Source organism: Salipiger sp. H15, from assembly GCF_040409955.1.
Classification (GTDB): domain Bacteria; phylum Pseudomonadota; class Alphaproteobacteria; order Rhodobacterales; family Rhodobacteraceae; genus Salipiger.
On sequence record NZ_CP123384.1, the window covers coordinates 2,878,722 to 2,891,571 of the forward strand.

General features: G+C 66.8%; 15 protein-coding genes. 5 read left to right on the plus strand and 10 right to left on the minus strand.

What is annotated here, in order from left to right; translation table 11 throughout:
- The 4 genes from PVT71_RS14025 to PVT71_RS14040 form a co-directional block, all read right to left on the minus strand.
- Nucleotides 1-468 carry an SRPBCC family protein gene (locus PVT71_RS14025; protein WP_353472405.1) on the minus strand — a complete coding sequence of 156 codons (468 nt, stop codon included), beginning with the start codon at nt 466-468 and terminating at the stop codon, nt 1-3.
- On the minus strand, nt 465-806 hold the full coding sequence (locus PVT71_RS14030; RefSeq protein WP_353472406.1) for a metalloregulator ArsR/SmtB family transcription factor: 342 nt from the start codon (nt 804-806) through the stop codon (nt 465-467). The genes PVT71_RS14025 and PVT71_RS14030 overlap by 4 nt, the downstream gene beginning before the upstream one ends.
- A gap of 252 nt (nt 807-1,058) precedes the next feature.
- The gene (locus tag PVT71_RS14035; protein WP_353472407.1) at nt 1,059-1,631 is read right to left on the minus strand and encodes a YceI family protein; all 573 of its coding nucleotides are present in this window, start codon (nt 1,629-1,631) and stop codon (nt 1,059-1,061) included.
- Nucleotides 1,632-1,836: 205 nt separating this feature from the next.
- Nucleotides 1,837-2,058 carry a hypothetical protein gene (locus PVT71_RS14040; RefSeq protein ID WP_353472408.1) on the minus strand — a complete coding sequence of 74 codons (222 nt, stop codon included), beginning with the start codon at nt 2,056-2,058 and terminating at the stop codon, nt 1,837-1,839.
- 302 nt (nt 2,059-2,360) lie between these two features.
- Between PVT71_RS14040 and rpsF the strand changes: the two genes are divergently transcribed.
- The 4 genes from rpsF to PVT71_RS14060 all read left to right on the plus strand — a co-directional run bounded on the left by rpsF (nt 2,361) and on the right by PVT71_RS14060 (nt 4,398).
- Nucleotides 2,361-2,723 (plus strand): 30S ribosomal protein S6, encoded by a 363-nt coding sequence (gene rpsF, locus PVT71_RS14045; RefSeq protein ID WP_353472409.1) that lies wholly within the window; start codon nt 2,361-2,363, stop codon nt 2,721-2,723.
- Between the two features lie 23 nt (nt 2,724-2,746).
- Nucleotides 2,747-2,974 carry a 30S ribosomal protein S18 gene (gene rpsR, locus PVT71_RS14050; RefSeq protein WP_194132906.1) on the plus strand — a complete coding sequence of 76 codons (228 nt, stop codon included), beginning with the start codon at nt 2,747-2,749 and terminating at the stop codon, nt 2,972-2,974.
- A 12-nt stretch (nt 2,975-2,986) separates the two neighbouring features.
- Nucleotides 2,987-3,586 carry a 50S ribosomal protein L9 gene (gene rplI / locus PVT71_RS14055; protein ID WP_353472410.1) on the plus strand — a complete coding sequence of 200 codons (600 nt, stop codon included), beginning with the start codon at nt 2,987-2,989 and terminating at the stop codon, nt 3,584-3,586.
- Nucleotides 3,587-3,720: 134 nt separating this feature from the next.
- Complete coding sequence (locus PVT71_RS14060) at nt 3,721-4,398, plus strand: DJ-1/PfpI family protein (RefSeq protein WP_353472411.1); 678 nt, start codon at nt 3,721-3,723, stop codon at nt 4,396-4,398.
- 18 nt (nt 4,399-4,416) lie between these two features.
- Here the strand turns inward: PVT71_RS14060 and PVT71_RS14065 are convergent, their stop codons facing one another.
- The 5 genes from PVT71_RS14065 to PVT71_RS14085 all read right to left on the minus strand — a co-directional run bounded on the left by PVT71_RS14065 (nt 4,417) and on the right by PVT71_RS14085 (nt 10,581).
- Complete coding sequence (locus tag PVT71_RS14065; protein ID WP_353472412.1) at nt 4,417-5,103, minus strand: DUF2270 domain-containing protein; 687 nt, start codon at nt 5,101-5,103, stop codon at nt 4,417-4,419.
- A 166-nt stretch (nt 5,104-5,269) separates the two neighbouring features.
- On the minus strand, nt 5,270-6,601 hold the full coding sequence (gene tig, locus PVT71_RS14070) for a trigger factor (RefSeq protein ID WP_353472413.1): 1,332 nt from the start codon (nt 6,599-6,601) through the stop codon (nt 5,270-5,272).
- A gap of 368 nt (nt 6,602-6,969) precedes the next feature.
- Nucleotides 6,970-8,403 carry an NAD(P)(+) transhydrogenase (Re/Si-specific) subunit beta gene (locus PVT71_RS14075; RefSeq protein WP_353472414.1) on the minus strand — a complete coding sequence of 478 codons (1,434 nt, stop codon included), beginning with the start codon at nt 8,401-8,403 and terminating at the stop codon, nt 6,970-6,972.
- Nucleotides 8,404-8,418: 15 nt separating this feature from the next.
- Nucleotides 8,419-9,993, minus strand: a complete 1,575-nt coding sequence (locus PVT71_RS14080; RefSeq protein ID WP_353472415.1) for a Re/Si-specific NAD(P)(+) transhydrogenase subunit alpha — start codon at nt 9,991-9,993, stop codon at nt 8,419-8,421.
- Between the two features lie 135 nt (nt 9,994-10,128).
- Nucleotides 10,129-10,581 carry an isoprenylcysteine carboxylmethyltransferase family protein gene (locus PVT71_RS14085; RefSeq protein ID WP_353472416.1) on the minus strand — a complete coding sequence of 151 codons (453 nt, stop codon included), beginning with the start codon at nt 10,579-10,581 and terminating at the stop codon, nt 10,129-10,131.
- Between the two features lie 312 nt (nt 10,582-10,893).
- Between PVT71_RS14085 and kynU the strand changes: the two genes are divergently transcribed.
- A complete protein-coding gene (kynU, locus tag PVT71_RS14090; RefSeq protein ID WP_353473888.1) occupies nt 10,894-12,039 on the plus strand; it encodes a kynureninase in 1,146 nt (381 codons plus the stop codon).
- Here kynU and PVT71_RS14095 read toward each other — a convergent pair whose 3' ends face one another.
- On the minus strand, nt 12,040-12,825 hold the full coding sequence (locus PVT71_RS14095) for a gamma-glutamyl-gamma-aminobutyrate hydrolase family protein (protein WP_353472417.1): 786 nt from the start codon (nt 12,823-12,825) through the stop codon (nt 12,040-12,042).
- Between the last annotated feature and the right edge of the window lie 25 nt (nt 12,826-12,850).

Consider the following 12,850-nt stretch of genomic DNA (forward strand, 5'->3'; position numbering starts at 1 on the left):
TCAGAGCAGGGTCTTGGCGTAGGCCTCGAGCTGCGTCACCACCGTGCCCCAGCCGTCGTAGAAGCCCATCTCCTCGTGCGATTTCTTCGCCTCGGCGCTGCGGTGGCGGGCGGTCGCGGTATAGGTCGTGCCACCCTTGCCGTCATCCTCGAACTCGACGATCGCGGTCATGAACGGGTCGGGCGCGGGCTTCCACCCCTCGGAATAGGCGTCGGTGAAGACCAGCCTGCGGTTCGGCACGACCTCGAGCCAGACGCCATTGTTCTGCATCTCGTTGCCCTCGACGTTGAAGGTCGTGTTGAACTTCCCCCCGACCCGCAGGTCGATCTCGCAGGAGGTGACGCTGTGCGGCATCGGCACGAAGAAATGCCGGATGTGCTCGGGCGTGGTCCAGCACTCGAAGAGGATCTCCGGCGGTGCCGCGACGGTTCGGGTGAAGGACAGGTCGGTTTCGGGATCGAGGGTCATGTGTTTCTCTCCTTCATGAGCCTTGTCACGTAGTCGTCGAGCCGGTCGAGCCGGCCCTCCCAGATCGCGCGCTGTTCGCCGAGCCAGTCCTGCACCGGGGCGAAGGCCCCGGGCGAAAGCTCGCAGTGGCGCACGCGGCCCTGCTTCGTCGTCACGACGAGCCCGGCCTCTTCCAGCTTCCTCAGGTGCCCCATGAACGACGGCAGGGCCATGTCATGTGGCGCGGCCAGCTCGGACACGCTGGCCCTGCCCCGCGCCAGCCGCGCGAGGATCGCGCGCCGGGTCGGATCGGCGAGGGCCGAAAAATGCAGGTCGAGCTGGGAATCAAACTTAGCCATACGCCTAACCATACGCCACTCCGGCGCCCTGCCAAGATAAAACTTAGGAAATCGCCTAAGCAATAACGCAAGGCCGGTCGCGCTTTCCCGGCGAGGGTGATCGCGGCCCGGGCGATGCAACCAGGGCCACCCCCTGCCGCAAACAAGAAACAACCCCCGGAGCCATGGACTCCGGGGGGCACTGGTACTGCTCTTGACGCGTCACTCGTTACACAGACGCCCCTGTGCCCGCGGGGACAGGAAAAATCCGGCTCACTCGGCCTTCATCGCTTCGATCGAGATCTCGACCTCGACCTCGTCGCTGACGTAGGGCGCGAACATGCCGAGGTTGTAGTCCGAGCGGATCAGCGTGGTGGTGGCGTGGAAGCCGAGCCAGGGCTTGCCTTCCATCGGGTGGTCACCGGCCTGGGTCAGGACCGCGTCGAGCACGACTTCCTTGGTCACGCCGTTCAGGGTCAGGTCACCGGTGATGAGGCCGGTGCTGTCGCTGGTGATCTCGATCGACTTCGAGGTGAAGGAGACGGTCTTGTCCTCGGAGCCGCCGAAGAAGTCGCCGCTCATGAAGTGGTCGTAGCGCGCTTCCCAGCCGGTCAGCATGGTGGTCACGTCCCACGAGGTCTTGACGGTCGAGGCGGCCGGATCCTCGGCGTCGTACTGGATCTCGCCGTCGAAGCCGCCGAACATGCCGTAGCCGGTCGAGAAACCGAGGTGGTTGTAGGAGAAGACGATCTGCGTGTGGCTCGCATCGAAGACATAGGTCTCGGGCGCGGCGGCGGCGGCAAGGGGGGCAAGCGCGACGGCGCCGGCGAGCAGGAGGGATTTCATGACGGATATCTCCGGATGGATGCGTTTCGATGCCCGACCATGTCGTCATTCGCCGCGCCGCGGCAATTGGGGCTGCCTCCACAGGGTATGTGGAAAATCGAACACTTGCGGGATGCAGGACTGCACAGGGTGCTGCACCGCCAAAGAAAAGGGGCCCGGGAAGACCCCGGGCCCCGCGCGGGACCTGCCCCGCCGAACCGTGCTCCTAGCGCCGTTCGGCGCAGCCGAGCACCGAGGCCATGCCGCCGAGCAGCAGCACCAGCGACAGCGCGAGCCGCGCCAGCGACAGCCCCTCGCCCGCCTCGGGCACCAGCCAGAGCGCAAAGGCCGCAAGCGCGAGCGTGAAGCCGACCATCTGCCCCAGCACCCGCAGCAGCTGTCCGCGCAGCGCGCCCTCTTCGTGACTGTGGGTCTCTCCCATGGACATTGCTCACCTCCTGCGCAGTCTGTCATTCCGTCCGCCGATCTGATCCCGAAACCGGACAGAATTTGGGCGCTGCCGGGGAACTCCGCGGGCCTTTTCCGGCCCCGCCGCAAGGTCACCCGTCGCGAGTCTTAAGATGTGGTTAATCGCCCTCGCCCCGGCCCTTCGAGGGTTGTATCCCCGGCGGAACGGTGTATAGAGCCCCATCCCTCCGCGCGATCATGTGAACCGCGCAGACTCTCGTGGGCAGGAGCGGAGAGGATTGCCTGCCCTATGAAATGCGCCCCGATAGAAATGGAGCACACATGCCGCTTTATGAGCATGTTTTCATTGCGCGTCAGGATCTTTCCAACGCGCAGGCTGAAGGTCTCGTCGAACATTTCGGCACCGTCCTCTCGGACAACGGCGGCAAGGTCGTCGAATCCGAGTACTGGGGCGTGAAGACCATGGCCTACAAGATCAACAAGAACCGCAAGGGCCACTACGCCTTCCTCAAGTCCGACGCACCCGCGGCGGCCGTGCAGGAAATGGAACGCCTGATGCGCCTGCATGACGACGTCATGCGCGTTCTGACCATCAAGGTCGAAGAGCACGCCGAGGGCCCCTCGGTGCAGATGCAGAAGCGCGACGAGCGCGAGGGCCGCGGCGAACGCCGTCCCCGCAACTGATCTGAACCAGAGGAGCTAAACCAATGGCTGCAAAACCGTTTTTCCGCCGTCGCAAGGTGTGCCCCTTCTCCGGTGAGAACGCACCCAAGATCGACTACAAGGACACCCGTCTGCTTCAGCGCTACATCTCCGAGCGCGGCAAGATCGTCCCGTCCCGCATCACCGCAGTGTCGGCAAAGAAGCAGCGTGAACTGGCCCGTGCCATCAAGCGCGCCCGCTTCCTCGCCCTGCTGCCCTACGTCGTGAAATAAGGAGAGAGACCAATGCAAGTCATTCTTCTGGAGCGCGTGGCCAAGCTCGGCCAGATGGGCGATGTCGTCGACGTGAAGCCCGGCTATGCCCGTAACTACCTGCTGCTGCAGGGCAAGGCGCTGACTGCCTCGAAAGAGAACATCGCCTCGTTCGAAGCGCAGAAAGCCCAGCTCGAGGCCCGCAACCTCGAGTCCAAGCAGGAAGCCGAAGCTCTCGGCGCGAAGCTTGGCGGCCAGCAGTTCGTCGTGATTCGCCAGGCATCCGACGGCGGCAACCTCTACGGCTCCGTCACCACCCGTGACGCCGCAGATGTCGCCACCGAGGAAGGCTTCTCGCTCGACCGCAAGCAGGTCGTCATCCGCCAGCCGATCAAGGAACTGGGCGTGCACGAAGTCGAGGTGCACCTGCACCCCGAGGTGATGGTCACCATCAACCTCAACGTCGCACGTTCGCCCGAAGAGGCAGAGCTGCAGGCATCGGGCAAGTCGATCCAGCAGCTGGCGGCCGAGGAAGAGGCACAGGCCGAATTCGAGATCTCGGAACTCTTCGACGATCTCGGCGCGGCAACCTCCGACGAGGACGACGCGGAAGCAGGCGACGAGAACGCCTGATCCCTTCCCGGATCACCAAGACATCGAAGCCGCGCCGGTTCCCCCGGCGCGGCTTTTTCCTTTCCGGGGCGCCGCGCGCTTGCGGCCGCCCGTCCCCGCGCCTAGCCTGACCCGGCGGCAGACCGGAGACGCGCATGAACATCGGCCTCGTCCTCTTTCCCGACCTCACCCAGCTCGACCTCACCGGCCCGCTCGAGGTCTTCTCGCGTATGCCCGGCGCGCGGATCGAGCTCTTGTGGAAGACGCTGGACCCCGTCGCCTCGGACCGCGGCTTCGCCATGCTGCCGACCTGCCGCTTCGACGACTGCCCGCCGCTCGATCTCGTCTGCGTGCCGGGCGGGCCGGGACAGATCGCGCTCATGTCCGACGACGAGACGCTGGGCTTCCTGCGCCGCATCGCGCCGGGATGCCGGCTGGTGACCTCGGTCTGCACCGGCTCGCTGGTGCTCGCGGCCGCGGGCCTGCTCGAGGGGTGCCGCGCCACCTCGCACTGGTCCTCGATCGACCAGCTCGCGCTCTTCGGCGTGACCCCGGTCGCCGAGCGCGTGGTGCGCGACGGCAATCGCATCACCGGCGCGGGCGTCACCTCGGGAATCGACTTCGCGCTCGCGGTGGCGGCCGAGATGCTCGGCGCCGAGGCGGCGCAGGAAATCCAGCTGCAGATCGAGTACGACCCGGCGCCGCCCTTTTCCTCCGGCAGCCCGCGCAGCGCCGATCCGGCGCTTCTGGCGCGAATCGAGGCGCGGATCGCCCCCTTCATCGCCCGCCGCCGCGCCGCCTCCGAGCGCGCCGCCGCAAGGCTCGGGCCCTGAGCCGCTGAGCCGCCCGGCCTAGCCCATGCTGGTGCGGTTGCGCCTCAGCCGCGCGCGGCGCGCGTCGTCGCGCCAGCTCCAGAGCGCGGCCGCGCCCCAGACGAGGCAGTAGAGCACCCCCGCCGCCAGCACCAGCGCGCCGGGGATCGGCCCCACCGCCGCGCGCTCGACGAACTCGGCGCCCGAGGTCAGCGGCTCGGGATGGACCAGCAGCTTGCCGATGTAGGCGACGCTCTGGATCAGCAGGATCCAGACGTAGTTGCGCCGGATCCGCCGCCCGATCGCCACCCAGACCGTGACGTGGTAGCGCGGCCGCCAGTAGTCCTGCGCCAGCACCTCCTGCCAGCCCTCCTCCATGTGCAGGTCGCCATCGTGCAGCATGGGGGCGAAGAAATGCGTCTCCATCCAGCGGCAGCGCGCACGCCAGACGTTGAAGTAGCGGTAGCGCCGCGCCTCGAGCATCAGGAAGAACAGGATCAGGATGCCGACGAGGATCAGCGGCAGCGGCGAGGCCGCGGGCGAGCTGTAGGAGATCGAGAGCGCGATGCCCAGCGTCACCACCGCCCAGTTGGTCGTGGTGTCGAGCCGCGTGCGCCAGATGGTCGAGCGGTAGACCTCGCCGCGGTAGAGATGCGCCACGGCGCCGATCTCGGCCGCCTCCAGCACCTTGCGCCGGCTCTCCTCGCTGGGCTGCGCGCTGTCCATCGCGGGATCCTCCCGCGCTCAGGATCACACGCGGGCACATATTCCAGCAAGGCAATTCCTCGCCGCGGCTGCATCGCGTCATGCCGCACATGCAAAGCACGCCGCACATATGCAAAAGGGGCCGCCCTTGCAGGCGGCCCCCCGGGTCCGGCGTTTCCGCCCGGACTTATTCTTCGTCGAGTGCTTCGACGGCCTTCTGGAGGTCTTCTTTCGAGACTTCCTTCTCGGTCACCTTGGCGCCTGCGGCGATGTGATCGATGACCTTGTCCTCGAAGATCGGCGCGCGCAGCTGCTGCTGCATCTGGGCGTTCTGGCGCACGAAGTCGAAGAAGGCACGTTCCTGGCCCGGGTACTGACGCGCCTGCATCAGGATCGCCTGGGTCATCTCCTGGTCGGTCACCTCGATCTCGGCCTTCTGGCCGATCTCGGCGAGCAGCAGGCCAAGGCGCACGCGGCGCTCGGCGAGCTTGTTGTGCTCGTCGGTGGGCTCGATCTCGCCGTGGTTGTGGCCGTGATCGTCCGGGTGCTCTTCGTGATAGAGCTGGTGCGCGATCTGCTTGGCTTCCGCCTCGACGAGGCTCGGCGGCAGCTCGAAGCTGACTTCACCGTCCAGCGCGTCGAGCATGGCGCGCTTGAGCACCTGGCGTGCGGCACCGGCGTACTCGGCTTCGAGGCTCCCGCGGATTTGGGTCTTCAGACCTTCGAGATCCTCGGCACCGAACTTCTTGGCCAGCTCGTCGTCGATCTCGGCCGCAACCGGCTCCTTGACGGCCTTGACGGTCACGTCGAAGACGGCGGGCTTGCCGGCGAGATGCGCGGCGCCGTATTCCTCGGGGAAGGTGACCTCGACGGCCTTCTCTTCCTCGACCTTGAGGCCGATCAGCTGGTCTTCGAAGCCGGGGATGAACGAGCCCGAGCCGAGCAGCAGCGGGTAGTCCTCGGCGGAGCCGCCCTCGAAGGCCTCACCGTCGACCTTGCCGACGAAGTCGATGACGATCTGGTCGCCTTCCTTCGCCTTGGAGCCCTTGCGGCGGTCCTTGAAGTCCTGCGCGTTCTCGGAGAGCTGCTTGAGCGCCTCGTCGATCGCCGCGTCATCGGCCTTCACCACGAGCTTCTCGAGGGTCAGTTTCGACGCGTCGATTTCCGGAACTTCCGGCAGCTTCTCGTAGCTCATCTCGACCGAGACGTCGTCGCCTTCTTTCCAGTCCTCGTTGGTCATCTTGACCTGCGGCTGGAGCGCCGGGCGGTCGCCGGTCTTCTCGAAGTGCTCGTTCATCGCGGCGTCGATGGCTTCCTGCATGCTTTCGCCCAGCACGCGCTGGCCGAACTGCTTCTTCAGCAGCGGCATCGGAACCTTGCCCTTGCGGAAGCCCTTCATCTCGATTTCCGGACGTGCCTCGACGAGCTTCTCGTTCACCTTCGCATCGAGCTCTTCGGCGGTGAGGATGAGTTCGTAGGCGCGCTTCAGACCTTCGTTCAGCGTCTCGTTGACCTGCATGCCAATTCCCTTGTGGTCGTGATGCGAGGGCACGGAATCCGGCCGCCCGCGAAATTCGAATTTGCGGTCTTCTATGCGCCTCGGGGGGTCCTTGCAAGGCGGAAACGCGCCGCGCGGCACCTCATCTCGGCGCGGGCCGGGGCAAACCGCCGCTTTCGCGCCCCGCCCCGGCCCCGCGCCCGTGGCCGCCGCCGGATTTGCGTATTTGGAAAGAGAAGAAAACCCGCCCCTTCTTCTCTTTCCAAATACGCACTCAGGTCCCGCCAGCCGCGCCGGGCCGGGGCGGCGCGCGGCGCAGACAGGGGCCAACGGAAAAGGGGCCCGCCGGGATGGCGGGGCCCTTCCTTGTCTTTCACGTCCGCGCGGCGTCAGCCGATCTTGGTCAGCAGCTCGCCGATCGACTGCTTGGCGTCACCGTAGTACATCCGCGTGTTGTCCTTGTAGAACAGCGGGTTCTCGATGCCCGAGTAGCCGGTGCCCTGGCCACGTTTGGAGACGAAGACCTGCTTGGCCTTCCACACTTCCAGCACCGGCATGCCGGCGATGGGCGAGTTCGGGTCTTCCTGCGCGGCGGGGTTCACGATGTCGTTCGAGCCGATGACGATGACCACGTCGGTCTCGGGGAAGTCCTCGTTGATCTCGTCCATTTCCAGAACGATGTCATAGGGGACCTTCGCCTCTGCCAGCAGCACGTTCATGTGGCCCGGCAGGCGGCCCGCCACGGGGTGGATGGCGAAACGCACCTCCTTGCCCTGCGCGCGCAGCTTGCGGGTCAGTTCCGCGACGTTCTGCTGCGCCTGCGCCACCGCCATGCCGTAGCCCGGCACGATGATGACGCTGTCCGCGTCCTCGAGCGCCGCGGCGACGCCCTCGACGTCGATCGCCACCTGCTCGCCCTCGACCTCCATCGCCGGGCCCGAGGTGCCACCGAAGCCGCCGAGGATCACCGACACGAAGCTGCGGTTCATCGCCTTGCACATGATGTACGACAGGATCGCACCCGAGGAGCCGACCAGCGCGCCGACGACGATCAGCAGATCGTTCGACAGCGAGAAGCCGATCGCCGCCGCGGCCCAGCCCGAGTAGCTGTTCAGCATCGAGACCACCACGGGCATGTCGGCGCCGCCGATGCCCATGATCAGGTGGTAGCCGATGAAGAGCGCGCAGAGCGTCATGATCAGCACCGGGACGAGCCCGCCGCTGTTCATGTACCAGATGAGGCAGATCACCGAGAGCGCCGCGGCGGACGCGTTCAGGATGTGCCCGCCCGGCAGTTTCTCGGCCTTCGAGGTCACCTTGCCGGCCAGCTTGCCATAGGCGATCACCGAGCCGGTGAAGGTCACCGCGCCGATGAAGATGCCGAGGAAGAGCTCGACCTGCAGGATGCTGAGCTCGACCGGGGTCTTGTGCGCGACGAGCTCGGCGAAGGTGCCGTGCACCGCCTCACCGGCGGCGCGGGCCTTCTCGACCGTGCGCATGGTCAGGTGCGCGTTGAAGCCGACGAAGACCGCCGCGAGGCCGACCAGAGAGTGCATGGCGGCGACCAGCTGCGGCATCTCGGTCATCTCGACCTTCTTCGCCACGTAGGTGCCGATGATGCCGCCCGCCGCGATCAGGATGACCGCCAGCAGCCACAGGCCCGAGCCCGGGCCGATCAGCGTGGCGAAGACCGCGAGGCCCATGCCGACGATGCCGTACCACACCGCGCGCTTGGCGCTCTCCTGCCCCGAGAGGCCGCCGAGCGACAGGATGAACAGAACGGCCGCGACCACGTAGGCCGCCGTCGTGAATCCGAATTCCATTGTCCCCACCTCTCCTTACGATTTCTGGAACATGGCGAGCATGCGCCGTGTCACGAGGAAGCCACCGAAGATGTTGATCCCGGCCATGAAGACCGAGAGCGCGGCAAGGATGATCACCAGCCAGTTGCCCGAGCCGATCTGCATCAGCGCGCCAAGGATGATGATCGAGGAGATGGCGTTGGTGACGGCCATCAGCGGGGTGTGCAGCGAATGCGAGACGTTCCAGATCACCTGGAAGCCGACGAAGACCGAGAGCACGAAGACGATGAAGTGCTGCATGAAGCTGGCGGGCGCAACGAGGCCCACGCCGAGCAGCAGCACCGCGCCGACGGTGAGCAGGGTGACCTGGCTCTTCGTCTGGGCCTTGAAGGCGGCGACTTCCTGCGCGCGCTTCTGTTCCGGCGTCAGCTCGGGCAGCTTCTCCTTCGGCTTCTGCGCGGCGATCGCCTTGGTCTTCGGCGGCGGCGGCGGGAAGGTGACGGCCTTGCCATGCGCGATGGTCGCGCCGCGGATCACGTCGTCTTCCATGTTGTGGTTGACCGTGCCGTCCTTGCCGGGGGTCAGGTCCGCCATCATGTGCCGGATGTTGGTGGCGTAGAGCGTCGAGCTCTGCGTCGCCATGCGGCTCGGGAAGTCGGTGTAGCCGATGATGGTCACGCCGTTGTCGGTGACGATCTTCTGGTCCATCACCGTCAGCTTGCAGTTGCCGCCGCGCTCTGCCGCGAGGTCGACGATCACCGAGCCGGGTTTCATCGCCTTGACCATGTCCTCGGTCCAGAGCTCGGGGGCTTCCCGGTTCGGAATGAGGGCGGTGGTGATGACGATGTCCATCTGCGGCGCAAGTTCACGGAACTTGGCAAGCTGGGCCTCGCGGAACTCGGGGCTGGAGACCGAGGCGTAGCCGCCCGACGATGCGCCGTCGGCCTGCTCTTCCTCGAAGTCGAGGTAGACGAATTCCGCGCCCATGGATTCGACTTGCTCGGCCACTTCCGGGCGCACGTCGAAGGCATAGGTGATCGCGCCCAGAGAGGTCGAGGTGCCGATGGCCGCAAGACCCGCGACGCCGGCGCCGACGATCAGCACCTTGGCGGGCGGCACCTTGCCGGCGGCGGTCACCTGGCCGGTGAAGAAGCGGCCGAAGTTGTTGCCCGCCTCGATCACCGCGCGGTACCCGGCGATGTTGGCCATGGAGGACAGCGCGTCCATCTTCTGCGCGCGGGAGATCCGCGGCACCATGTCCATCGCGATCACGCTGGCGCCGATATCGGCGGCCTGCTTCATCAGCGCCTCGTTGGCGACCGGGTAGAAGAAGGAGATCAGCAGTTTCTCGGGCGTGAGGTACGCCACTTCCTCTTCGCTCGGCGGGCGCACCTTGGCAACGATGTCCGACTGCGCCCAGAGCGCCCCGGCATCCGCCACCACGGTCACGCCAGCGGCCTCGTAGGCCGCGTCGGCAAAGCCTGCCTTCGCGCCGGCGCCTGACTGGATCAGGCAATCATATCCCAGCTTCTGCAGTTGCAGCGCCGAGTCCGGGGTCATGGCGACGCGCGCCTCTCCCTCGAAAATCTCTGTCGGCGTTCCGATCTTCACGTAATTCGTCCCCCTTTTAGGCCGAGTCTCCGACCCTTCATGGTCTCGTGTTGGTGTCCGGTTGACGTATGGTCTACCCGTGCGGTGCCATGCTCACAACCGGAACGACCCGGTTAAACACATGGCGAAGAAAAATCAAAGCCACCTTCTAGTTTGTGTCTCATAGTTGCGGAATGCCGCAACAAACTTTCGTCTCAAACGCGCCTCTTCGGGCTCGATGAAGCGCTTTTCCAGCAGCCAGACGAAGATCGGCAGCAGGACAAGCGACAGCACCGCATCCCAGTAGAAGATGAATCCTGCAAGAATCATCACGTCTCCCAGGTAGATGGGATTGCGCGACAGGCGGAACACGCCCGAGGTCACCAGCCGGTCCGGCTCGGCATGGGGCATGAAGGTGGTGCGCGCGCGCCGCATCTCGAGCAGCGCCAGCGCCGCGATCAGCACGCCGCCGCCCACCAGCAGCCCGCCCAGCAGGTCCGCCCAGACCGGGCCGAAACCCAGCCCCAGCGGCAGCGAGGCCTTCTGCGCGCGGGCGAGGCAGAGGCAGGCCAGCAGCCAGACGGGAGGCAGATCGAATTTTCCTTGCATCGCGCCTCACCTCCTTTGCCTGGACCGGACCAACCCGCAGGTCCAACTCACGGTGCCGATAGGGCTTTTCGATGTCTAGCGCGGCGTTGCCGCGACGTCGCGCGGGCGATATGCCGCAGCCCGATCTTGCCTCCTCCGCAAATCCCCGCCACTTTCCCCGCCGACACACGGGGGCCGCTGGAGGACCCGGGCGGCGACCGGCACCCCGGCCCGCGCCGGAGACCGGCCCCGCATCGCAGGAGGCATGACTTGACCACCCCCACAGGCTCCATCTTCGACTGGACCAAGGAGCAGTTCCACATCCCGCTCGGGATGCTCTATCTCGACGGCAACTCGCTGGGCCCGCTGCCCAAGGCGACCCCCGCGCGCATCCAGAAGATGCTGACCGAGGAATGGGGCGATCACCTCGTCACCGGCTGGAACGCCTGCAACTGGATGGAGATGCCGACCCGGCTCGGCGACCGCATCGGCCGCCTGATCGGTGCCGAGAAGGGCCACACGGTGGTCGGCGACACGCTCTCGATCAAGGTCTTCCAGGCGCTGGCCGCCGCCGTGGCGCTGAACCCCGGGCGCAAGGTGATCCTGTCGGACACCGGCAACTTCCCGTCCGACCTCTACATGGCCGAGGGGCTGATCGAACTGCTCGGGGACGACTACGAGCTGCGCCTCGCCGAGCCGCACCGACTCGAGGAGGAGATCACCGAGGAGGTCGCCGTGCTCTTGGTGACCGAGGTCGACTACCGCACCGGCCGCCGCCACGACGTCGCGGCGCTGACCGCCAAGGCGCACGAGATGGGCGCGCTGGCGATCTGGGATCTGGCGCATTCGGCGGGCGCGCTGCCGGTCGACGTGGCGGGCGGCAAGGCCGATTTCGCCGTCGGCTGCACCTACAAGTACCTCAACGCCGGCCCCGGCGCCCCGGCCTTCATCTACGTGGCGCCCCGCCACGCCGCCCATGCCGAGCCCGCGCTCTCGGGCTGGCTCGGCCATGACACGCCCTTCGCCTTCGAGCGCAGCTACCGCCCCGCGCCGGGGATCGAGCGGATGCGCGTCGGCACCCCGCCGGTGATCCAGATGGCGGCGCTCGACGCCGCGCTCGACGTCTGGGACAAGGTGGACATGGAGGATGTGCGCAAGCGCTCGCTGGCGCTGACCGGGCTGATGATCGAGGAGGTCGAGACCCATTGCCCGGGGCTCAAGCTTGCCACCCCGCGCGAGAACGAGCAGCGCGGCAGCCAGGTCAGCTTCCGCTTCGAACATGGCTATGCCGCGATGCAGGCGCTGATCGACCAGGGCGTGATCGGCGATTTCCGCGCGCCCGACATCATGCGCTTCGGCATCTCCCCGCTCTACATCGGCGAGGACGAGGTGCGCGAGGCGGTCGAGATCCTCGCCCGCATCCTGCGCGGCGCGCTCTGGGACCAGCCGAAGTACCAGCAGCGCAGGCGCGTCACGTGATCAGGCGGACTTGACCCGGGGGGCCTCCTGCCCCTCGGCCCTGCCCGCCCAGGCCCGCACCGCGTCGCCGAAGGCGGTGAAGAGCGGGCGCGAGACCGGATCATTGGCGGCATCCCACTCGGGGTGCCACTGCACCGCCAGGGTGAAGCCCGGCGCGCCTCGGACGTAGAGCGCCTCGGGCGTGCCGTCGGGGGCGAGCCCCTCGATCTCGATCCGCGCGCCGGGGCGGTTGATGCCCTGCCCGTGCAGCGTGTTGGTCATCACCTCGGTGGCGCCGAAAAGGTGGTGGAACCGCCCGCCCGGCGTCAGCGTCACCTTGTGGCGCAGCGCGAACTTCTCCTCGAGCGTGCCGTCGGGCGGCATGCGGTGGTTCATCCGTCCCGGCAGGTCGCGGATCTCGGGGTAGAGCGTGCCGCCCATGGCGACGTTGACCTCCTGGAAGCCGCGACAGATGCCGAGGAAGGGCTGGCCGCGCTCGACGCAGGCGCGCACCAGCGGCAGCACGATAGCATCGCGGGCGCGGTCGAAGGCACCATGCGCCTCGGTCGCCTCTTCGCCGTATTCCTCGGGGTGCACGTTCGGCCGCCCGCCGGTGAGCAGGAAGCCGTCGCAGGTCTCCATCAGTTCCTCGACCGAGACGAAGCGCGGGTCCGCCGCGATCAGCAGCGGCAGGCAGCCCGCGACGCAGGACACGGCCTCGGTGTTCATCACCCCGCCCGCGTGGGCGGGGTAGGTCTCGTTGATCAGGTGCTGGTTTCCGATGATGCCGACGACGGGACGGGTCATTTGCATGCCTCTCCTTGCCTGTTTA